Below are 22350 nucleotides of genomic sequence, written 5' to 3' on the forward strand. Positions count from 1 at the left end.
CTACGAGATAACCCCGTCCACCAGCGCCTTCGCCTCGGCCTGGACCTGCTTGAGGTGCTCGGCACCCTTGAAGGACTCGGCGTAGATCTTGTAGACATCTTCCGTGCCGGAGGGCCGGGCTGCGAACCAGGCGTTTTCGGTAACGACCTTGAGGCCGCCAATCGCGGCCCCATTGCCCGGCGCCTCGGTCAGTTTGGCCGTGATCGTTTCGCCGGCCAGTTCGGTCGCGGTAACGTCCGACGGCGAGAGCTTGCCCAGCGCCGCCTTCTGCTCCCGGGTGGCGGCCGCGTCGATCCGGGCGTAGACGGGGTCGCCGAACTGGTCGGTGAGGCCCTTGTACAGCTGCGACGGTGATTTGCCCGTCACCGCCGTGATCTCCGAGGCCAGCAGGGCCAGCAGGATGCCATCCTTGTCGGTGGTCCAGACGCTCCCGTCCATCTTGTTAAAGGAGGCGCCGGCGGATTCCTCGCCGCCGAAGGCGCCCTCTCCGGACAGCAGCCCGGGGACGAACCACTTGAAGCCCACGGGCACTTCGACAAGTTTGCGGCCCAGGCTCTCGGCCACGCGGTCGATGATGGATGAGGAAACCAGGGTCTTGCCGATCACGGACTGCGGGTTCCAGCCGGTCCGGTGCCGGTACAGATAATCGATGGCGACGGCGAGGTAGTGGTTCGGGTTCATCAGCCCGCCGTCGGGGGTGACGATCCCGTGGCGGTCGGCGTCGGCGTCGTTGCCGGTGGCGACGTCGAACTTGGCGCCGTCGGACATGCGGTTGATCAGGGACGCCATCGCCGACGGCGAGGAGCAATCCATCCGGATCTTCTCGTCCCAGTCCAGCGTCATGAAAGCCCACTGCGGGTCGACGGTGGGGTTGACCACGGTGAGGTTCAGGTGGTGGCGCTCACCGATCTCGCCCCAGTAGTCCACCGACGCTCCGCCCATCGGGTCGGCGCCGATCCGGACGCCCGCCTCGCGGATCGCGTTGAGATCCAGTACCGAGGGGAGATCGTCGACGTAGCTGCTCAGGAAGTCGAACTTGCCGGTGGTCCCGGCGGCCAGGGCCTCGGCCACCGGAATCCGCTTGACGCCGCGCAGGCCGTTTTCCAGCAGCTCGTTGGCGCGGTTGGCGATCCAGCCGGTGGCGTCGGTGTCCGCGGGGCCGCCGTGCGGAGGGTTGTACTTGAATCCGCCGTCGCCCGGGGGGTTGTGGCTGGGGGTCACCACGATGCCGTCGGCCTGCGGCGCGCCAGGGGCGGCATTGCGGTTGTGCGTCAGGATGGCGTGGCTCAGGGCAGGGGTGGGCGTGTAGCCGTGGCGGGCGTCGATGAGGACGTGCACGCCGTTGGCGGCCAGCACCTCAAGGGCGGAGTTTTGTGCGGGCTCGCTCAGGCCATGGGTGTCCTTGGCCATGTAGAGGGGGCCGGTGATGCCCTGGCCTGCCCGGTATTCCACGATCGCCTGCGTGATGGCGAGGATGTGGGGTTCGTTGAAGGACGCCTTCAGGCTCGATCCACGGTGCCCGGAGGTGCCGAAGGCCACCCGCTGGCCCGGGTCCGAGAGGTCCGGCGAAACGTCGTAGTACGCATCCAAAAGCGCAGTGAGGTCAACAAGGTCTTGGGGTTGGGCAACTGTGCCCGCGCGGCTAGCCATGGCACCAGCATGCCAGACGAGGGCGGGGTGCAACACGGTTTCGCGCCAAACCCGCTCCTGTGACGAAAGAAAACCCGCCAATAGGCCCGGTCCCAAGCCAACCGTGCGGCGGTACTCTGGATCCAGGGACTTCTTGAGGGGACAAGCCATGACTGAACGGCCAAAACAAGGCAAAGACGAGACCCCGGAGGGCTACCAGCCGACCCTGCGCCTCCCGGACCAGCAACCCGACGTTCCGCCGGGGCAGACACCACCCGCCGGCCAGGACCAGGGACCGTCGGCGACGCAGCAGTTCGCGCAACCCGAATCCCCGCAGCAGCCCTACCCGGGCCAGCAGCCTCACACAGGCCAGCAGCCCGACACGGGCGAGCAGCCCCACGTCGGACAGCAGCCCTACACCGGACAGCAGCCCTACACCGGCCAGGCGGCACCTGACCGCGGCCAGTACTCAAGCCCGTACCCCCCGATCTACAGCCAGCCGGCCGCCCCGTATGGCCAGCCGTCGCCGTATGCCCAGCCGGGCAGCCCCAACGCCTACGGCCAGCCCGCGTACTACGGTGCGCCGCCGTCGCCCAAGAGTCTGAGCATCGCCAGCATGTGCTGCGGCATCGCCGCGCTGGTGGGATTCGGATTCTTCCTGCTCCCGCAGCTGGCCGCCGTGATTCTGGGGCACCTGGCCCTGCGGCGCGAACCGGCCGGCCGGGGCATGGCGATCGCCGGCCTGGTGATGGGTTACGTGGGCATCGCCGTGACCATCCTGGTCCTGGTCATTTTCGGACTGGTCATCGGCACCGCGCGCAACAGCGGGTACGGAGCCTAGGTCTGCCCTGTGGCCCCGGAGCCGCGCCTGGTCAGGCTGTCAGAGCAGCCACCAGGGGCTTCGCGTTGGCCTCAAGCCAAGCGCGCCGGCGGTTGATCTGGCCGCCCACGCCGTCCTGCCACATCCGCGCCCAGCCGCCGCCCAAGGCCGCGGCGTTGTGCCGCATCCGCTCGTAGCTGAGCGCCGCGGCGTCGATCCCGGCGCCGGGAACCCGGCGTCGTTCATCCTCGCTCCAGCCGTAGGCGTCGGCGAAGATGCGCAGCCGGCGGAACGGATTCTGGTCTTCCCAGCCCGGCCACGCATCTGACGGGTCGCGGAGCGGCACCCAGTGCATGGCGGTGTTGAGCGAATCGTGAAGTGCCGTGGCGGGCCCGGCGAGGTCAAAATCCACCAGTCCCGCGGCCAGGCCGTCCCGGACCACCACGTTCTGGGGTGTCACGTCCAGGTGGCAGATGAGTCCGGAAGCGTCGGTGGGGTTAGGCCGGACCGGCCGGGGCGGGAACGCGTGGGCCCGCGGCACGAAGCCGGCGGACGCGGTGTGCAGGCGCCGCACCAGGCGGGCCACGGAGGCCAGCAGTTCCTCGGACTGCACCCAGGATTCCGGCGGCGACCCGGCGCAGTCTCCCGGCACGAAGGTCAGGACGTCCCGGCCCTGCGGGTCGCGGCCGAGGAAGCGGGGGGAGCCCTCAAAACCGGCGTCGTCCAGCCAGTCGAGGTACTCGGCGACGGCGAGGGATTGCGGCTGGTGCGGGCGGCGGATGGTTCCGCCAACCCGCACCACGCCGTCGGTGACATCGCCTGCCGGCATGAGTTCGACGTCGGACGCCTCGCCGGGGGCGGGGGTGTAGACGCGCGAAGCAACCGGAACGCGATGTGCGGTGCTCATCGGGTCAGCGTACGCCGCCCATGAGCTTCTTGATCGCCGGGGAGGCGACCGCCAGGCCCACAGCCAGCAGCATTGCGGTTCCGCCGATGCCGATGAAGTAGGGCAGCTCGTCCTGCGGGTTGTACAGACCGGACAGGATGCCGGCCAGGGTGGTGCCCAGGGACACGGAGAGGAAGAACAGTGCCACCATCTGGGTGTGGAAGGCCTTCGGCGCCAGCTTGGTGGTCACAGACAGGCCGATGGGGGAGAGGAACAGCTCTGCAAGCGTGAACAGAAGCAGGATTCCGACCAGGGCCAGCAGAGGGGTCTTGCCACCGCCGGCCAGCGGAATGAAGGCCAGGAACGCAAGGCCCATCACGAACAGGCCGATCGAGAACTTCAGGGCCGAACCGGGCTGCTTGCGGCCGAGCCGGGTCCAGAGGGCGGCCATGATGCCGGCGAAAATGATGATGAACACCGGGTTGATGGACTGGACCCAGGCGGCAGGCATTTCCCAGCCGAACAGGTTCCGGTCCAGCTTCTCCTCCGAGTACACGGCGATGAAGGTGAACTGCTGCTGGAACAGGGCCCAGAACGCGGCGGAGGCGATGTACAGCGGGATGAATGCCGCGACCCGTCCGCGCTCGGTGGGGGTGACCTTCTTGCTGCTGAAGATCAGCGCGAAGTACAGCACCGACGCGCCGATTGCGGCGTAGGCCATGGACATGGCCAGGTTTTCGGCGTTCACCGTGCCGGTCACGAGCAGAACGGCGATGATCAGGGCGATGCCGGCGAAGACGAGGCCGTAGCGGGTGCGCTGGGCGGCCGGGAGAGGGTTCGGTACCCGGTGTGCTTCTTCGGGCAGCTTCTTGCGGCCCAGCGAGTAGATGACAAGGCCAATGGCCATGCCGACGGCGGCGGCGCCGAAGCCCCAGTGGAAGCCCTGGCTTTCCTGCAGCCAGCCGGTGACCAGCGGGCCGATCAGCGCACCGGCGTTGATGCCCATGTAGAAGATGGAGAACCCGGCGTCGCGGCGTTCGTCCTTCTCCCCATACAGGCTGCCGACGAGGGCGGTGGCATTGGCCTTCAGGCCGCCGGAGCCGACGCCCACCAGCACCAATCCGGCGATCAGGCCGGGTATGCCGGGCACGAGTGCCAGCCCGATGTGGCCGGCCATGATCAGGACGGCCGCGCCGAACAGCACCCGCTCGGACCCGAAGAGCCGGTCCGCGAGCCAGGCGCCGAGGATTGTGGAGAGGTAGACGCCGCCACCGTAGGCGCCGACGAGGCCGGCCGCCAAAGCTTGTGGGATCTCAAGGCCGCCCTGGGCAGCCGTGAAGTACATGTAGTAAAGGAGGATCCCCTGCATTCCGTAGAAGGAGAAGCGCTCCCACATCTCTACGGAGAAAAGGCTGGCCAGCATCTTTGGGTGGCCAAAAAACGAGGTGTCGCCCGGTGTTTTGGTGGGGGGACGTAACGAGGGATCGCCCGGCGTTATAGCGGGGGGATTGGATAAATGAGTTGTGCTCATTTACTTAATGGTGACATTGTGACGCGCGATTGTCACATTCGAGCAGGCCCGAGGCAAGCAGCCCGGATGGTGTTTTGCCTCTCTTTCGCCTCTCTTTCCGCCGGCTTCGCGGGCGTTCCGGGCTGGGCGGTCGTGTCCTAGACGGGCTTGCCGGCGGGCTCCTGGGCGGGCTCGCCGGCGTCGAACATAATGATCTGCCGGATGGCGTGGCCGTCTGCCAGCTGGTCCATGGCCCGGTTGATATCGGCCAGGGCGATGCGGTCCGAAATCAGCTCCTCGACGGGCAGTTTCCCGTCCCGCCACAACTGGGCGTATTTCGGGATGTCGCGCGACGGGACGGCGGAGCCCAGGTAGCTGCCCACGATCGTCCTGGCTTCGGCGGTGACGGTCAACGGTGCAAGCTGGGCGCGGGCCTCGGGGGAGGGCAGTCCGGCCGTGACGGTGGTGCCGCCGGGGGAGGTGGCGGCAAAAGCGGTCTCGAACGCGCGGGGATTTCCCGCGCACTCGATCACGAACCTGGCTTTGACCCCGGCGTCGAGGACCTGCTGCGGGGTGTATGTCTCGTGGGCGCCGAGGCCGCGGGCGTGATCGAGTTTCTGCTCCAGCGTGTCCACGGCGATGATCCGCGAGATTCCTTGCGAGACGGCGGTGATGAGCGCCGCCATCCCCACCCCGCCGAGGCCGACGATCATGATGCTGTCCTGCGGGCGGGGCCGGGCCGCGTTGAGCACCGCGCCGCCGCCGGTCAGCACGGCGCAGCCCAGCACTGCCGCGATGTCCGCGGGGATGTCGTCGTCCACCGGCACGGCGGAAGCGCGGTCCACGACGGCGTGGGTGGCGAAGCCTGAGACGCCCAGGTGGTGGTGGACGGGCTCGCCGTCGCGGCTCAGGAGCCGGGATCCGTGCAGCAGGGTCCCGTCGTTGTTGCTCTTGGACCCTGCCGTGCAGGGCAGCCGGCCGTCCTCGGCGCAGTTCGCGCAGTGCTCGCAGCGGGGCAGGAAGGACATGACCACCCGCTGGCCGGGCTGCAGGTCCGTGACGCCGGAACCGACCGTCACGATGCGGCCCGCGGCCTCGTGGCCCAGCAGCATGGGTACCGGCCGGACCCTGTTGCCGTCGACGACGCTCAGGTCCGAGTGGCAGATTCCGGCGGCCTCCATCCGGACAAGGATCTCGGTGGGCCCGGGAGCCGCCAGTTCCAGCTCGGAGATGCTGATCGGCCTGGACTCCGCGAAGGGGCGGGAGCGGCCGATTTCCTCAAGTACTGCACCGGTGATCTTCATCGATCCTCTTTCGCGGCCTGGTCGGGTTTGAGTGAACGATAGCCGCCTGCCGCCGTCAGCGTCCATTTGGGGGAGGGGGAGGTCCGACGGCGGCCGCGGGCTTGGGGTGGCTGGTTTCCAGTGCCTCGCCGGGGGACATGCCCGTTCTTGGTGCCCGGGGGTGTGTGGTGGCTGAGTTCCTAGATGCCAGTTAGGGACATGCCCACTCTTGGCCCGGGCGTGCGTGTGTTGGTTGAGTTCCGGGGCCTCACCGGGGGACATGTCCATTTGTGGAGCCCGGGCGTGGACAAGATGGCATTATGTCCACCCGCCCAGGCCGCGGGCGGACATGTCGGTGATGAGAACTGGGCATGTCCATTGCGCGGCGTGAGGGGCGGGCGGGTCCGATACGCGTCGTGCGGAATGGGCATCTCCCGACTGGTGGAGGACGGACATGTCCGGCGCCCGATGTGAGTTCCGGGCATGTCCCCTGCGCGGCGTCAGGAGTGGGCATGTCCCCGGGTGAGTGCCGGGTCCGCGGCTAGAAGCCCAATTGGGCGGCCACCTGCAGCAGGAGCCCCTCGGAGCCCATCGGCCCGATCAGCTGGATGCCCATCGGCAGGCCGGAACCAGGGGCGCCGTCGGTCCAGTGCACCGGGATGCTGATGGCCGGCAGCCCGCAGACGTTGACCATGGATGACCACGGCGCGTACTCGCACTGTTTGCGGTAGTCGCCGTCGGCGTCGCCCGCCCATTCCGCGGCCGGCCAGTAGCCTCCGCCGTGGGTCGCGCCCGTGAACCAGCCCACCGGGCGGGGTGTCTGCGCCAGGGCCGGCGTCACTATGAGGTCCCATTGGGCGTACTGGACAATCGTGTCCTGCTGGAACTGCCGGAGGAACCCGAGGGATTCGTTGAGTTTGGCTGCACTGCGCTGCTGTGCCCGCCGGCGGAAGGTCCTGGTGAGCGGCGTCAGGAGCGCCTCGCGCTGCGGCGAGATGCGCGCGCTGCCAATGCCGGCCGTCCAGGCTGTGGTGAAAGCATCCGGGTAGCGGTTGTCGTAGCGAATCGCGGCTTCCATGGCCTCGTGCCCCGCCGCCTCCAGCCGCGAGATGCCGTCCGCGAGTGCGTCGAGCGCCTCACTGTCCGGGATGAAGGGAAACTTCGTTTGCCACGGGCTGTCGAGACTTATGCCGATCCTCAGCGGGCGGGGCTCCCTGGCGGTCAGCTGGAGGTAGCTGGCGTGCGCCCGGCTGGCCATGCCCGGACCGCCCGCACCCTGTCCGCCCGCACCCTGATTGTCCGGGCCCGGCACCAGGGCATCCAGCAGCAGCGCGGCGTCGGCGGCGGAGCGGGCGAGCGGTCCGGCAACCACGAGCTGCGCGGGATCGCCCGAGCTTTCCCCGGCCGGCACCAGCCCACGTCCGGGCTTCAACCCGACCAGCCCGCATGCCGCGGCAGGGATCCGCACGGAGCCCCCGCCGTCGGACCCTGGGGCGAACGGCAACAGCCCCGCGGCCACCGCGGCAGCGCTGCCGCCCGAGGAGCCGCCCGAACTGCGGCTGAGTGCATACGGATTGCGCGACGGCGGGGCGATCCGGTTCTCGCTGTAGGCGGTCAGGCCGAACTCCGGGACCTGTGTCTTGCCCAGCGAGAGGACCCCGGCGGCCTTGAGCGCGGCGGGAACTGCGCCGTCGGCCAGGGCCGGCTTGCGTTCCAGGGCCGCACTTCCATGCGTGGTGACGACCCCTGCCACATCCGTCAGGTCCTTGAAGGCGACCGGCATTCCATGCAGCGGGACCAAGGCGCCGCCGTTGCGGCTCCGGAGGGCGTAGCGCCGGTCAGCTGCCCTGGCGTCTTTCCGCGCCTGTTCCGCGGTGACCGTGATGAAAGCACCGAGGTGCGGGTTCTGGGCTTCGATCCGGTCCAGGAAATGATCGGCGGCGGCCCTGGCGGACAGCTCCCCGGAACGGAGCGCATCGCGGAGCTCGACGGCGGAGAGTTCGTGGATTTCAGCCAAGGAGGCGGGACTCCGGCCGTATCTGGGGCCGCGCGGGCCGGCTACCCGGGGGACATGCCCATTCCTGGGACCGGCGGAAGGACACATTTGCATCATGCCCAGCGCTCGCGGCCAAGGCGGGGCATGTCCCGTGGCGCGGGCCGCGGACCGGCCGCTCCGCGGGGTGTTCGGCAGCCATGAGGTCTCCTTTGCGGTCCCCAGAAGCGTAACGTGCCGCCAGCGGGCGTGCGGTGCCAGCGGCGGGGGATACGCTGGGATCGGAGCTTGAATTCTGCGGAAAGGGTCAACATGAGCGACTTCCAGAGCGTAAGCGTGTCTGGCATCCCCGATGGTGCCAAGATCGTGGACGTCCGCGAGGACTATGAGTGGGCTGCGGGCCACGCCGAGGGTGCCCTGCACATTCCCATGGACCAGTTGCCCTCCCGGATTGAGGAGCTGGACCCGGACGAGGACGTCTACGTCATCTGCCGCACCGGCGGCCGCTCCTTCCGGGCCACCCAGTGGCTGGTCGGAATGGGATATTCCGCCGTGAATGTGGCCGGCGGCATGGACCAGTGGGTTGAGACCGGCATGCCGCTGGTGTCCGACAACGGCCTCAAACCGGTTGTCCTGTAACTGAAGAAGGAAGAACTGATGCCCGCACCGACGCTCACCTACACATTCCTCGGACCCGAGGGCACCTTCACCGAAGCGGCCCTGATGCAGGTCCCGGACGCGGCGGAGGCCATCCGCATCCCGTCCTCGAATGTGAACACGGCGCTGGACAAGGTGCGGGACGGCTCCGCCGATGCGGCCATGGTACCGATCGAAAACTCGGTCGAGGGCGGGGTCACCGCCACCCTCGACGCCATCGCCACCGGCCAGGAACTCAGGATCCTCCGGGAGGCCCTGGTGCCCATCAGCTTCGTCCTGGTGGCCAGGCCCGGCGTGGCGCTCGGGGACATCCGGCGTGTCTCCACCCACGGCCATGCCTGGGCCCAGTGCAGGCTCTGGGTGGACGCCAATATTCCCAATGCTGAATACATCCCCGGTTCTTCCACCGCCGCTGCCGCCATGGGCTTGCTGGATGGTGACGGCGCCCACTACGACGCCGCGATCTGCGCCCCGATCGTGGCCACCGAACAGCCGGGCCTGATGGTGCTGGCGGAAAACATCGGCGACAACCCCGGAGCCGTCACCCGGTTCGTGCTGGTGGGCCGCCCGGGTGAACTGCCGGCCCCCACCGGAGCCGACAAGACCACTGTCGTGGTGCCGCTGCCCGAAGACCGGCCGGGTGCGCTGATGGAGATCCTGGACCAGTTCGCCACCCGCGGCGTGAACCTGAGCCGGATCGAATCCCGGCCCACCGGGCAGTACCTGGGCCACTATTTCTTCAGCATTGACGCCGACGGCCATGTCGCCGACGCCCGGGTGGCCGACGCGCTCGCGGGTCTTCACCGGATCAGCCCGGCCACCCGCTTCCTCGGGTCCTACCAGCGTGCCGACGGCCACCGGACCAGCGTCGCGCCGCATACCTCCGACCAGGCATTCCGCGCCGCGCATGCGTGGGTGAAAGACATACTGGGCGGCGCATCTGCTGTGCCGGAATATACCCCGGGGGCTTCGCCCAGAGCGTAGGCGAATGCCATATGGCGCACTTCCACCCCCTCCCAACTGTGCGTATGCTTGCCTGATCCATATTGGGGAATTCCCCTACGGGAGGGAGCGGGTCATGTCAGGCACCAGCACAGAAAATGACGGCCAGGGAATGATTGTCAATCCCAAGCCGACAGCTGAAAATCAGGACTGGGACGGCGACGACGCCGACCGCGCGGACCGCCTGCGCTTCGAAGAGGAGCAGGCAATGATCCGTGAGCAGTCCGAAGCCCGGGCCGCCAAGGCTGCGGCCGAGGCGAAGAAGGCGGCAGAGGCCAAGAAGGCCGCCAGCGCCTAGTCCCTCGCTCCTGGCGCGCTGCAGTGGCGCGCTCCAGCCGCCGTCGGCCTAGCGGCCTTCGGTGCCGTCCTTGACCCTCACCAGCAGGGATCCCGGGTCCACCTCGACGGTGACCATCGTGGCCTCGCCGGAAGGATCGCCGTCGACCTGGGTGGGCATCGGTTCCGGGCACCGGATAGTGATCTTGCCGCACCGGTAATAGGTCATGACCGGCAGGTCCTTCTTGTGCTTCAGGACGATCTTTGTGTACATGGCCAGCCAGCCGATCGCACTGCGCGGGCTCATCACCACCACGTCCAGCATCCCGTCATCGATCATGGCCTGCGGGATGAAGTCGATTCCCCCGGGGATCAGGCCGCAGTTCGCGAACAGGACGCTGCGGATCTTCCGGGCCTGCTCAGGCTGGCCATCCAGCGCGATGGAGACCTTCTTGCGGCGCCCCAGAAGGTGCCGGGCCCCGGCTTCCGTGTACGCCAGCCAGCCCACCGCCCTCTTCAGGCCGTCAAGGGTGTCGCTGACTACTTCGGCGTCCATGCCGATGCCTGCAATCACCAGGAACGTGTGTTGCGCTGACTCCCCGGTGAGCGAATTTTCCAGGGTGAGCCGCGCCGTATCGATGAACCGCTGGTCCCCGAACAGGGCGGCCTGCACGTTGCCGGGCAGGTCGTTGACCTCCAGATGCACATTGCGGGCCAGGAGGTTTGCGGTGCCCAGCGGGATCACGCCCATGGCGGTGTCCGTCCCGGCGAGGACCTCCGCCACTACACGCACGGTACCGTCGCCGCCGCCGGCCAGGACGACGTCGGCCCCGTAGGCCACCGCAGCCCGCGCCTGCGAGAAGCCGGGGTCCTCTGCGGTGGTTTCAAAGACGCGGGGCGCCGGCCAGCCGGCCGCCGCGCACGCTGCCTCAATCAGGCCACGGGCCTCGGCAGACTTGGCCTTGATGGGGTTCAGGACCACGGCCACCTTCTGGCGGCCCGGGCCCGGGCTGTGGGTTTCCTCCCACACGGCACTGCGGGTGTGCTTGGCCTTCAGCCGGCGCACCCCCCACCAGCTGGAGACGGCAAAGACCAGGGCCCCAGCGATGACGAGGTAGAGCAGCCAGTCGCGCATTGTGATCCAACAGTATCCCGCCAGCGCATGCAGGCCGGCTTGCCGGGCAACCGTGACCGGATTGGATACTCTTGTCTGGTGATCGACGTAAAAGACCTCAGCGAAAATCCGGACAAGTTCCGTGCCAGCCAGCGCGCCCGGGGCGCCGACGAATCCGCGGTGGACGCGATCATCGCTGGGGACTCGGCCCGGCGGGCAGCCCTGATCCGGTTCGAGAACCTGCGGGCCGAGCAGAATGCGTACGGGAAGAAGGTCGCGCAGGCCAAGGGCGAGGAAAAGCAGGTCCTCCTCGCCGAGGTCAAGGCTCTGGCGGCCTCCGTCAAAGCGGCATCGGCCGAGGCCGATCTCGTCCAGGCCGCCCAGGACGAACTCCTCCGGACCATCCCCAACCTGATCGAGGACGGCGTCCCGGCCGGCGGTGAGGACGACTACATTGTGGTCAAGACGGTGGGCGCGCCGCGCGAATTCCCCGACTTCGAGCCGAAGGACCACCTCGAGATCGGCGAGCTGATCGGGGCCATCGACATGGAACGCGGGGCGAAGGTTTCCGGTTCACGCTTCTACTTCCTGCGCGGCGTCGGCGCCCGGCTTGAAATGGCGCTGCTCCAGATGGCCATGGAACAGGCGATCGACGCCGGGTTCGTCCCCATGATCACGCCCACCCTGGTCCGCCCGGAAACCATGCAGGGCACCGGCTTTGACGTCAAGCACGACGCCGAGATCTACCGTCTCGCCGAAGACGACCTGTACCTCGTGGGCACCTCGGAGGTGGCCCTCGCCGGCTACCACGCCGACGAGATCCTGGACCTTTCGGCCGGCCCCATCCGCTATGCCGGCCAGAGCTCGTGCTACCGGCGCGAGGCGGGCTCGCACGGCAAGGACACCCGCGGCATCATCCGGGTCCACCAGTTCAACAAGGTGGAGATGTTCATCTACACCACGGTTGAGGACGCTGCCGCCGAGCACGCCCGCCTGCTGGCATGGGAAGAGGAGATGCTGGCCAAGTGCGAGCTCCCGTACCGCGTCATTGACACCGCCGCCGGCGATCTGGGCAATTCCGCGGCCCGGAAGTTTGACTGTGAGGCCTGGGTCCCCACCCAGGGCGCATACCGGGAGCTGACCTCGACGTCGAACTGCACCACGTTCCAGGCGCGCCGGCTGAACATCCGGGAACGGGTTCTGAACGAGGACGGCGCGCCCAAGGGCACGCGGGCGGTCGCCACGCTCAACGGCACCCTGGCCACCACCCGCTGGATCGTCGCCATCCTGGAGCACCACCAGAACCCCGACGGCTCCGTCAACGTCCCCGCCGCCCTGCAGAAGTACCTCGGCGGCATGACGGTTTTCCCCGTCCTCTAACCCCGGTCCCGACCCCAGCCAGGCCTCCGATGGCCGCCGGGTAAACGCCCACAACAAGGACATTATGTGGGTGTTTACCGCAAGTTCACGCCTTGCTGTGGCGTGTGTCCTAGCGGCAGTCGGGGGTCTCTGCTCTACTTGTGAGATGACAACAATGACTGAATCCTCAGTCGCCGGCAACGATGACCGGCGCACCACACACCAGAACATGACAGACCAGAACACGGCGGCCCCGGCCAGCGCGGCCCGGGTGGGAAACTCCCGGAACCGAGCCGGCGACAAGATGCTGATCGCCCTGGACGTCGATGGCACCCTTGTGGACCACGACGGGCATATGTCGGTTCCTGTCCGAGAGGCCGCCCAGGCCGTGGTGGCCGCAGGCCACCACGTCATGATCGCGACCGGCCGCTCCCTCAACGCCACATTGCCCGTCATCGAACATATCGGGATCGAGAATGGTTACGCCGTGTGCTCCAACGGCGGTGTGATCCTGCGCGTCGACTCCGGACTGCCCGAGGGCTACGAAATCCTCCACAAGGCAACGTTTGACCCCGGGCCGGTCCTTCGCGCGCTGCGCAAGCGGTTGCCCTCGGCCAAGTACGCGCTCGAGGACGGGGACGGCAACTTCCTGTCCACAGAACGCTTCCAGGACGCCAGCTTCGGCGTCGAAGCGGTCGGCGTCGACTTCCAGACCATGCTGGAGGCTACCGCCGTGCGCGTGGTGGTCTTCAGCTCGGAGAATACGCCCGAAGAATTCAACACCGCGATCCGCCACATCGGGCTCGCCGGCGTCACGTATTCGGTGGGCTGGACGGCGTGGCTGGACATCGCCGCTGCCGGTGTCACGAAGGCCAGCGCACTGGAACAGCTCCGCGACCGGCTCAGCATCGAAACGCACCGTACTGTCGCCGTCGGCGACGGCCGCAATGACATCGAGATGCTGACCTGGGCGCGCCGCGGCGTGGCCATGGGCCAGGCCCCCGTTGAGGTGATTGCCGCTGCTGACGAAGTGACGAAATCGGTCTACGACGACGGCGCCGCGCACGTGCTTCGCAGCCTCCTCTAAGGCCTCAAGGGCGCGGCAAACGGTCGGGCGGTTCCGAGGAGGGGCCGGGACGGGCTAGCGGACGTCGAGGATGAGGCTCAGGAGCCGCGCCGCAGCGGGCCGGGCCGCGTGCTCTTCGTTCCACTGGGACCGGGCCACGGCCTTGCTCACGGCCTGGGTGGTGATCCCGAGTTCCTCTGCGACCGTCTTCTGCTGACCCCGAACCCCCGGGGTGAGCAGGTCCAGTACCCGCCATTCCGCCTGGCTGCGGTCGTGCACAATGTGGCCCAGGAGGCGCAGCACGGCTTCCGCCTCTGCGGCAAGATCGGCCAGCGGGCCCTCCACGGCCACCCGGACGCGGTCCTTGTGGTTCCGGAGACGATCCACCGCGCGCCGGGCGTAGATCAGCCCGTGCCCGGAGGCGTCCTTGATCTGGTTCGGCAGGGGTTCATTGACCGGGCCCACGCCAATGCCCACGTACCAGCTGCCGCTGCGCAGGGCGATCATGGCCGCTTCCACCGTCTGATGCGGACAGTCCAGGATCCCTTGGACTTCATCCTCAACGGAACGATCGAAATCAAGGCGCGCCGGAATGTGCCGCAGGTCCTTGAGGAGCTGCGGCACGCGGTCGCCGTCGCGCCGGCTGTCGGTTTGATTGATGGTCAGCGTGAACATTCTGGATGACACACTACCTGCTGGCACTTGCGGGGCAAGTTGCCGGCGGCCGGTGACGGACCGGGGTTGTGCCCCGTCCGCCGAACGTGTTGCGATGGACCAAATGTGCCGACGCAGGAACCACGAGGCGAGGATCCCAGTGAGTAGTGACGTGAATGGAACCACCCGCGCACAGATGCCGGCCGACGGCCCGTCCCTGGACAATGCGGTCCTGGACACAGGGATCCTGGACACCGCGGCCCTGGACCTGGTGGACCGCTGGTGGCGGGCGGCGAACTACGTCTCGGTGGGGCAAATCTACCTCCGGTCCAATCCGCTGCTGCGCGAACCCCTCCGCGCGGAACACACGAAGTCCAGGCTCCTTGGTCACTGGGGGACCACACCCGGACTGAATTTTGTCTATGCCCACCTGAACCGGGCTATCCGCCGGGACAGCCAGCAGATGCTTTTCATCGCCGGTCCCGGCCATGGCGGCCCCGCGGTGGTCGCCAACGCCTGGCTGGAGGGGACCTATTCGGAAATTTACGGCCACGTTGGTAACGACGAAGCCGGCCTGTCCGAGCTGTTCAGGCAGTTCTCCTACCCCGGCGGCATTCCAAGCCACGCCGCCCCGGAGACCCCCGGTTCGATCAGCGAAGGCGGCGAGCTCGGCTACTCGCTGGCACACGCGTATGGGTCTGTCTTCGACAACCCGGACCTGATCACGGCCGTCGTCATCGGTGACGGCGAAGCCGAGACCGGGCCGCTGGCTGCCAGCTGGCATTCGCACAACTTCCTGAACCCGGCGGCCGACGGCGCTGTGCTGCCCATCCTGCACCTCAACGGTTACAAGATCGCCAACCCCACGATTTTGGCCCGTATGCCCGAGGCCCAGCTGGAACAGCTGCTGCGCGGCTACGGGCACGTCCCCCATTTCGTCACCGTGGCCGATCCGGCCGACACAGCCGCGGCGCACCGGGATTTCGCGGCCGCACTGGACGCCTGCCTGGCCGGGATCCGGACCATCCAGCAGCGCCACCGCAGCGGCACTGCGCAGGACGGCACTGCGCAGGACGGTGCTGCGCAGGACGGTGCTGCGCAGTGGCCCATGATCGTGCTCCGTTCGCCCAAGGGCTGGACCGGGCCCAAGACGGTGGACGGGGAGCAGGTGGAGGGCACCTGGCGCAGCCACCAGGTTCCGCTGAACGAGGTCCGCACCAATCCTGGGCACCTGAGCCAGCTGCAGCAGTGGCTCGAGTCCTACCGGCCGGCGGAACTCTTCGACGATCGCGGACGCCTGAGGCCGGAGACGGCCAGGAACGCCCCGGCCGGTGCGCTGCGGATGAGCGCAACCCCCCATGCCAACGGCGGGATCCTGCTGCGCCCGCTCAACCTGCCGGACTACCGCCGGCACGCCGTCGACGTCGCCGAGCCCGGCATCGAAAGGATCAGCCCCATGGTGACGCTCGGCCCCTGGCTGCGCGACGTCATTGCGCTGAACCCCGAGACCTTCCGGCTCTTCGGCCCCGACGAGACGGCATCGAACCGGCTGCAGGGCGTCTACGAGGCCACCGACAAGGTCTGGCAGTACAGGATTGATGCGCTGGATGAGCATATTGCCCGCGCCGGGCGGGTAATGGAAGTCCTCAGCGAACACCTCTGCCAGGGCTGGCTGGAGGGATATCTGCTGACGGGACGGCACGGGGTGTTCAACTGCTACGAGGCGTTCATTCACATCATCGATTCGATGTTCAACCAGCACGCCAAATGGCTCAAAGTCCACCGGCAGCTGCCGTGGCGCCAGCCCGTGGCCTCACTGAACTACCTCTTGTCCTCCCACGTGTGGCAGCAGGACCACAACGGCTTTTCGCACCAGGATCCCGGCTTCATCGACCACGCCGTGAACAAGAAGGCCGAAATCATCCGGGTCTACCTGCCCCCGGACGCCAACACGCTTCTGGCCGTGATGGAGCATTGCCTGGCCTCCCGCGACTACGTCAACATCGTGGTCAGCGGCAAGCAGCCCTCGCCAACCTGGCTCGGGCCCGACGCGGCCTCGCACCATTGCCGCCGGGGCCTGGGCATCTGGGAGTTCGCCGGCTCCGAAGTCGCCGGTGAGGAGCCCGACGTCGTCCTTGCCTGCGCCGGCGACGTCCCCACGGTCGAAACCGTCGCCGCGGCCGAGCTCCTGAAGCAGGGGGCGCCCGGGCTGAAAGTGCGGGTGGTCAACGTCGTGGACCTCATGCGGCTCCAGGACGCCAGCGAGCACCCGCACGGGCTGACGGCCCGGGACTTCGACGGCATCTTCACGGCGGACAAACCGGTGATCTTCGCTTATCACGGCTACCCCGCGCTGATCCACCGGCTCACCTACCGGCGCACCAACCGGGAGGGCCTGCATGTTCGCGGCTACAAGGAGGAAGGCACCACCACGACCCCCTTCGACATGGCCATGCTGAACGGAATCGACCGCTTCCAGCTGGCAATGGACGCGATCGACCGGGTCCCCGGACTGGCCGGGAGGCACTCGCTGCTGCGCCAGTCCCTGCAGGACAGCCGCATGCGGGCCCGCGACCACACCCGGCAGTACGGTGAGGACCCGGCGGAGATCAGCAGCTGGTCGCTGCGGATTTGAGCAGTGCCCGCCGGGCTAGCCCGGGAGCTCCTGCAGCCCGCCCCGGGGCAGATGGATCCAGCCTTCGGTCAAGGCAGCCGCGGCGTGCCCGGGCCCGGGCCGCAGCGTCGCGCCGACGGCGACGGCCCGCGCGGACAGGGCGGCGATGAGGGCATCGAACATGTCATCGGACGCCGCAAGATCGGCCCGGTACTCCGCCAGGTCCAGCCACGGCGCCTTCACGGCCAGATCCGCCACCGCTGAGGACAGCTTTTCCGCCTCCGGCGCCCCGCGCCCCTTGTAGCCGCGGGCATGGATCCCCCAGAGTTTCAGCGACGCCGCCGGGTACACCTCGGCAAGCCGGCCGCTGCCGTCCCTGGCCTGCGGCCCGTACTCCTTTGCGATCTTCGCCTGGATCACCGCGCAACGCATCGCCGGGTGGGCCAGCCGGTCCGCGGAGACGCTGAGCGGGATCAGGCCGGTGCTGCCGGTGACGAAACGGTCGGTGTCGCGGTAGGCGAGCAGCCGGCGGCCCTCGATCCCGTCATGGTCCAGCACTGGATGTGGTTCAAAGCTCAGGTGCCCGGCGATGAAGGGAAGAAACGCGTCCGGCCAGCCCAGCGGGGAATCGATCCCCGTCATGGCGCTGGTGCCGAAGAGGCGGAGGATCTCCTCGTCGCCCACGTCCAACGACAGATGCGCCAGGCGCGCCGCGCCGTGATCCCATTCGATGACGGCCGCTGCCGTCTTCTTCGCGGCGGCAGCGAGGTCGACGCCGAGAGTCCGCATCACCGCGCCCCAGCCACTTGACTGAACGCCGATCGAAAAACGCCCAACAAAAACGCGGGGTCACGTACCGCCCGTTCCGGAACCCCGGATGGGCGGTACGTGACCCCGCGCTGGAGTACAGGAACGGTCAGTGGCCGGCTGCCGGAACGTAACGCTTGATGGAGGCTGCCAGTTCGGCTTCGGCGGCGGCACGGTCGCCCCAGCCCTCGGCCTTGACCCACTTGCCCGGCTCCAGGTCCTTGTAACGGGTAAAGAAGTGCTCGATTTCCTTGATCAGGAACTCGCTGACATCGCTGATCTCTTTGATGTGGTCGAACCGGGCATCGGTCGGGACGCACAGGACCTTGGCGTCGCCGCCGCCGTCGTCGGTCATGTTGAACACGCCGATCGGGCGGGACTCGACGATCACGCCGGGGTAGAGGTCGAAGTCCTGCAGGAGCACCAGCGCGTCCAGCGGATCTCCATCCTCACCCAGGGTGTTCTCGAAGAAACCGTAGTGGGTGGGGTACTGCATCGACGTGAACAGGACGCGGTCCAGGCGGACGCGGCCGGTCTCGTGGTCGACTTCGTACTTGACGCGCGATCCTTTGGGGATCTCGATGGTCACGTCATGCTTCATGGAATGCTCCTTGACGAATTCAGGGGGTGCGCGGCACGTGCATAAGGGCTGTCGGTGCCGCCGACTACTATTGAGGATATAGCGAGAGGCGCTGGTTTCAGGAACTAGTGGGGACATTTCAGGACTAAGGACCAGCAGCAGCATGAAACCGAGAACCAGCCGCGAGGGTACCCAGCCGGTGCCCGGCAGGGGTCGCAGGATGCCCGCGCTGCTGCTCCAGACCCTCCTCGTGGTGGCAGTGGCTGTGCCGGCCGGCATCGCCATCTCCCCGGCGTTCCTCAGCCATGACGGGTCATCCGACGCCTCGCAGACAGCACCGCCCTGGCAGCAGATCCCCGCCACATTGAGCCCTCCCGGCAACAGTTTGGGGGCAGTCGGGCCCCTCAGCACTTCCGCGCCGGTTCCGGCCGGGGCCGCCCTCGCCGCGCAGTTGAACAAGACCCTTAGGCCCGACGGCGCCGGCACCTTCACCGGCATCGTCCAGGACGCCGCGACGGGGCAGGTCCTCTTCGACCGGGCTGCCGACGAGGCCCGCGTTCCGGCGTCGAACATGAAGCTCCTCACAGCCGGTGCGGCCCTGCGTGTCCTGGGCCCCGACCGCCGCTTCAGCACCCGGGTGCTGGCAGGGCCGACCCCCGGCTCGGTGGTCCTGACCGGCGGAGGTGATGTCCTCCTGGGCGCCGGAGAATCGGCCCCGGGCGCCGTTCTGGGCCGCGCCGGGCTGACCACGCTCGCGAAGGCCACTATCGATGCCCTCAAAGCCGGCGGCGTCACCGCCACGGTGAACGTCCTGCTGGATGACTCCCTCTTCAGCGGCACCTCGCTCAGCCAGGCGTGGAGCCCAGAGGACGTAGCCGCCGGGGAGATGGCCCCGCTGTACCCGCTGGCGCTGAACTCCGCCAGGTTCGATCCCGCCAAGACCACCGGACCCCGCCCGCGGGACGCCGCCATGACCGCCGCCGAGGTGTTCGCCGCCCGGCTCACGGCGGCCGCGGCGGCCGGGGGGCTGTCCGTGGCCCCCGGCGTCGCCCGGGGCCGGCCCGGTGACGCGCCGGAGGGCGGGCACGCCAAAGTCCTGGCCGAGGTCCAGTCCGCCACGGTGGGGCAGCAGGTGGACTTGATGCTGCAGACCTCGGACAACTACCTCGCCGAGGTGATGGGACGGATGACCGCCCTCGGCGTCGGCCGGCCCGGCAGCAGCGACGACGCCATTGCCGCCGTGCTGCAGCAGGTCAAGGACATGGGCGTTCCCACTGACTCGCTCCGGGCCGCGGACGTCTCCGGCCTGGCCCTGGCCAACAGGGTCTCGGCCCGGCAGCTCACGGACGTGGTCCGGGCCATGACCTCGGGCACAGACCCCCGGCTGCGCGCCGCCCTGAGCGGGTTCCCGGTCGCCGGGCTCACCGGCACCCTGGGGGACCGCTACACGGATGCGGCCTCGGCCGCGGGCGCCGGGCTGGTCCGCGCCAAGACGGGCACACTGAACACAGTCATTGCGCTTAGCGGTTCCGTGGTCGACGCCGACGGCCGGCTCCTGGTCTTTTCCTTCGTCGGCAACGGGCTGACCCCCGGCGCCGCGAACAAAGCCGCGCTGGACCGCTCCGCCGCCGTCCTCGCCGGCTGCGGCTGCCGCTGACGGCGCGGGCCGGCCGGGACCCCGCGCAGGTCTGGCTCTTCGCGCCGGTCTGGCCCTTCGGCCGGAGGTCCCGGAGCCCGGCCGGTTCGCCGGTCAGCGAAAATTAAGGCGCATTGTCGGGGCCCTGTGATCTGATGGACCCCATGGAGTCCTCTGCAAGCGAGACATCAAGCGAGACATCACCCAAGACGCCGAGTGCGGCATCGGTCCAGGTCCCGGATCTCATCAACTGGGAGCTCGCCGCGTCCACGGCAGCCCGGCTGACGCCGGCGGGCCCCGTCCTGGGCAGCGCCGAGATCGGCGCCGCCGTCGAAAATCTGCGGCTCATGGCGGACATTTCCGTGCCGCACGTCCACCACATCACCGGCCTGGACGCCGCCCGGGACCTGCGTGACTCCGAGGTCCTCGTCGTGGACCGGGCCTCATGGGCCAAGGCCAACACGCAGAGCTTCGCCGTCATGCTCAAGCCCGCCATGGGAAAGCTGCTGGAGGGCCGCGGTTCCATCAGCCCCGGCGCTGCCGGGGTCAGCGCGGCCATCACCGGCAGCCAGCTCGGCGCCATCCTGGCCTTCCTTTCGAGCAAAGTCCTGGGCCAGTACGATCCCTTCTCAGCGCTGGCCGAAAACTCCACGGCCCCCGCTTCCGGACGGCTGCTGCTCGTAGCGCCGAACATCATCTCCGTGGAACGCGAACTGAAAGTCGAACCCGCGGACTTCCGGCTCTGGGTCTGCCTCCACGAACAAACCCACCGGGTGCAGTTCGCCGCCGCACCGTGGCTGCGGCACCACATGCTCCAGGAGATCGAAAACCTCAGCGGACTGTTGCTGGGCAATGTCGATTCCCTGATGGAACGGGCCTCGGCGGCCGCGAAATCGCTGAAGGACCGCGCGGCACCCGGCGCCGCGCCCGGACGCGGCGCCATCCTGGACCTGCTCCAGAACCCGGAGGAAAAGGCGGCCCTGTCCCGCCTGACTGCCCTCATGAGCCTGCTCGAGGGTCACGCCAATGTGGTCATGGACGCCGTGGACGCCAGCATCGTTCCCTCGGTGAAGACCATCCGGCAACGTTTCAACGACCGCGGCCAGGACCGCGGCATGATCGAGAAATTCATCCGCAACCTGCTCGGCCTCGACGCCAAGATGCGCCAGTACAGTGACGGCGCCAAGTTCGTCCGGGAAGTGGTGGCCGCCGCCGGCATGGGAGGCTTCAACAGAGTCTGGGAGTCCGCGGACCACCTCCCCAGCGAACCCGAGATCCACGACTCCCGGCTCTGGCTCGACCGGATGGGCCTCTAGCCGCCATGACTGCCCCCGACGGCGCCGGTTCGACCTCGATTTCCAGCGGACGACGCCGGCCCGGCCGCCTCGCGCCGGTGGTCGGCACGGCACGAAAAATGCTGCAGGACGCCCTCGCCGCGGCCGGCTACCCGGACCGCGTCCTGGTTGCCTGCAGCGGCGGCCCGGACTCGCTGGCTCTCGCCGCCGTCGCCGCCTATTTCGGGCGCCGGGGCCACGTGGACGGCCATCCTGTCTCTGTCGGCGCCGTCGTCGTGGACCACCAGCTGCAGCCGGGCTCGGCCGCGGTCGCGGCCACCACGGCCCGGACCCTCGAGGAGCTCGGGATCTCTCCCGTGACGATCAGGACTGTCGACGTCGCCTCCAGCGGCGCGGGCCCCGAGGCCGCCGCCCGGGACGCCCGCCATGCGGCCCTTGAGGCCGCCGCGGACGAGGCAGGTGCAGCCGCGATCCTGCTCGGCCACACCCTCGATGACCAGGCCGAACAAGTGCTCCTGGGCCTGGCGCGCGGGTCGGGCACCCGGTCCCTCGCCGGGATGCGGCCGGCCCGCGGCCGGCTGCTGCGCCCGTTCCTGGGCCTGCGGCGCGCGGACACCCTGGAGATCTGCCGGGTGGAGGACCTGGAGCCCTGGCACGACCCGTCCAACACCGATCCCGTGTACGCGCGTTCCCGGACCCGGGTTGAGGTGCTGCCCCTGCTGGAGGACAAGCTTGGCCCCGGCGTTGCCGAATCGCTCGCCCGCACGGCCGCGATCCTGCAGCTCGACGCCGATTATCTGGAGGACGTGGCGAACGACACGTTCGAGCGGCTGCGCCAGCAGACAGGGGAGGAGATCAGCCTTCCGGAGGCCGGGCTGAGGGATCTTGCCCCGGCCGTGAGGTTCCGGGTGATCGCCAAGGCCGCCGCCGCCGTCGGCGGTCAGCAGCCCAGCTACCAGCGGCTGCTCGCGGCGGAAGCGCTCCTGCGCCGGCAGGGATCGGCCGGCCCGGTGGAGCTTCCCGGCGGGGTCAGCGTCTTCCGGCTCTCGCTCGCGCAGCTCCTTGCGGCGGAGCCGTCCGCCGCCGGTGTTCCCCGCGAAGCCGCCCGCTGTGGGAAGCTTGTATTCCGGCCTCAACAGCCGCCCCGAAATTAGTCGCACCCCGCATCT

Annotated in this window: 19 protein-coding genes; 10 read left to right on the top strand and 9 right to left on the bottom strand. The window is 68.5% G+C overall.

The genetic code is table 11. The features are described 5' to 3' along the window. On the bottom strand, positions 1–1650 hold the full coding sequence (gene pgm, locus ARTB_RS06910) for a phosphoglucomutase (alpha-D-glucose-1,6-bisphosphate-dependent) (RefSeq protein WP_243178293.1): 1650 nt from the start codon (positions 1648–1650) through the stop codon (positions 1–3). A 148-nt stretch (positions 1651–1798) separates the two neighbouring features. On the opposite strand from pgm, the gene ARTB_RS06915 reads away from it, so the two are divergent. Further along, positions 1799–2470, top strand: a complete 672-nt coding sequence (locus ARTB_RS06915; RefSeq protein ID WP_243178294.1) for a DUF4190 domain-containing protein — start codon at positions 1799–1801, stop codon at positions 2468–2470. A gap of 31 nt (positions 2471–2501) precedes the next feature. Here the strand turns inward: ARTB_RS06915 and ARTB_RS06920 are convergent, their stop codons facing one another. From ARTB_RS06920 to ARTB_RS06935, 4 genes are all read right to left on the bottom strand, one after another. Further along, positions 2502–3356 carry a phosphotransferase gene (locus ARTB_RS06920; protein ID WP_243178295.1) on the bottom strand — a complete coding sequence of 285 codons (855 nt, stop codon included), beginning with the start codon at positions 3354–3356 and terminating at the stop codon, positions 2502–2504. A gap of 4 nt (positions 3357–3360) precedes the next feature. Then, on the bottom strand, positions 3361–4866 hold the full coding sequence (locus ARTB_RS06925) for a peptide MFS transporter (protein ID WP_216699111.1): 1506 nt from the start codon (positions 4864–4866) through the stop codon (positions 3361–3363). 137 nt (positions 4867–5003) lie between these two features. Continuing rightward, a complete protein-coding gene (locus ARTB_RS06930; RefSeq protein ID WP_243178296.1) occupies positions 5004–6149 on the bottom strand; it encodes an alcohol dehydrogenase catalytic domain-containing protein in 1146 nt (381 codons plus the stop codon). 520 nt (positions 6150–6669) lie between these two features. Next, the gene (locus ARTB_RS06935) at positions 6670–8145 is read right to left on the bottom strand and encodes an amidase (protein WP_243178297.1); all 1476 of its coding nucleotides are present in this window, start codon (positions 8143–8145) and stop codon (positions 6670–6672) included. Between the two features lie 288 nt (positions 8146–8433). Between ARTB_RS06935 and ARTB_RS06940 the strand changes: the two genes are divergently transcribed. The 3 genes from ARTB_RS06940 (at position 8434) to ARTB_RS06950 (ending at position 10078) form a co-directional block, all read left to right on the top strand. Next, entirely contained in the window at positions 8434–8760 is a 327-nt protein-coding gene (locus tag ARTB_RS06940; protein WP_028275982.1) for a rhodanese-like domain-containing protein, read from the top strand. 18 nt (positions 8761–8778) lie between these two features. After that, the gene (gene pheA, locus ARTB_RS06945) at positions 8779–9762 is read left to right on the top strand and encodes a prephenate dehydratase (protein WP_243178298.1); all 984 of its coding nucleotides are present in this window, start codon (positions 8779–8781) and stop codon (positions 9760–9762) included. 94 nt (positions 9763–9856) lie between these two features. After that, a complete protein-coding gene (locus ARTB_RS06950) occupies positions 9857–10078 on the top strand; it encodes a hypothetical protein (protein WP_018774949.1) in 222 nt (73 codons plus the stop codon). Positions 10079–10126: 48 nt separating this feature from the next. On the opposite strand, the gene ARTB_RS06955 is transcribed toward ARTB_RS06950, so the two are convergent. Then, entirely contained in the window at positions 10127–11191 is a 1065-nt protein-coding gene (locus tag ARTB_RS06955) for a diacylglycerol/lipid kinase family protein (RefSeq protein WP_028275984.1), read from the bottom strand. 78 nt (positions 11192–11269) lie between these two features. Between ARTB_RS06955 and serS the strand changes: the two genes are divergently transcribed. Then, a complete protein-coding gene (gene serS / locus ARTB_RS06960; RefSeq protein WP_243178299.1) occupies positions 11270–12550 on the top strand; it encodes a serine--tRNA ligase in 1281 nt (426 codons plus the stop codon). Positions 12551–12695: 145 nt separating this feature from the next. After that, positions 12696–13616 (top strand): HAD family hydrolase, encoded by a 921-nt coding sequence (locus ARTB_RS06965; RefSeq protein ID WP_243178300.1) that lies wholly within the window; start codon positions 12696–12698, stop codon positions 13614–13616. Positions 13617–13670: 54 nt separating this feature from the next. Here the strand turns inward: ARTB_RS06965 and ARTB_RS06970 are convergent, their stop codons facing one another. After that, positions 13671–14270: a hypothetical protein gene (locus tag ARTB_RS06970; protein WP_243178301.1), complete on the bottom strand. Its 600-nt coding sequence runs from the start codon at positions 14268–14270 to the stop codon at positions 13671–13673. Positions 14271–14445: 175 nt separating this feature from the next. Here ARTB_RS06970 and ARTB_RS06975 point away from each other — a divergent pair, with 175 nt between their 5' ends. Then, on the top strand, positions 14446–16884 hold the full coding sequence (locus ARTB_RS06975) for a phosphoketolase family protein (RefSeq protein ID WP_243178417.1): 2439 nt from the start codon (positions 14446–14448) through the stop codon (positions 16882–16884). A 15-nt stretch (positions 16885–16899) separates the two neighbouring features. On the opposite strand, the gene ARTB_RS06980 is transcribed toward ARTB_RS06975, so the two are convergent. Together ARTB_RS06980 and ARTB_RS06985 are read right to left on the bottom strand one after the other, a co-directional pair. Next, a complete protein-coding gene (locus ARTB_RS06980; protein ID WP_243178302.1) occupies positions 16900–17652 on the bottom strand; it encodes a DUF429 domain-containing protein in 753 nt (250 codons plus the stop codon). A 127-nt stretch (positions 17653–17779) separates the two neighbouring features. After that, on the bottom strand, positions 17780–18271 hold the full coding sequence (locus tag ARTB_RS06985; RefSeq protein WP_018774943.1) for an inorganic diphosphatase: 492 nt from the start codon (positions 18269–18271) through the stop codon (positions 17780–17782). 142 nt (positions 18272–18413) lie between these two features. Here ARTB_RS06985 and dacB point away from each other — a divergent pair, with 142 nt between their 5' ends. From dacB to tilS, 3 genes are all read left to right on the top strand, one after another. Next, positions 18414–19907 carry a D-alanyl-D-alanine carboxypeptidase/D-alanyl-D-alanine endopeptidase gene (gene dacB / locus ARTB_RS06990; RefSeq protein WP_439954092.1) on the top strand — a complete coding sequence of 498 codons (1494 nt, stop codon included), beginning with the start codon at positions 18414–18416 and terminating at the stop codon, positions 19905–19907. 134 nt (positions 19908–20041) lie between these two features. Next, complete coding sequence (locus ARTB_RS06995) at positions 20042–21202, top strand: zinc-dependent metalloprotease (RefSeq protein WP_028276932.1); 1161 nt, start codon at positions 20042–20044, stop codon at positions 21200–21202. Positions 21203–21300: 98 nt separating this feature from the next. Beyond that, a complete protein-coding gene (tilS, locus tag ARTB_RS07000) occupies positions 21301–22335 on the top strand; it encodes a tRNA lysidine(34) synthetase TilS (protein ID WP_243178425.1) in 1035 nt (344 codons plus the stop codon). Positions 22336–22350: the final 15 nt, after the last annotated feature.

The sequence above is a fragment of the Arthrobacter humicola genome, assembly GCF_022803015.1.
Taxonomy (GTDB): Bacteria; Actinomycetota; Actinomycetes; order Actinomycetales; family Micrococcaceae; genus Arthrobacter; species Arthrobacter humicola_A.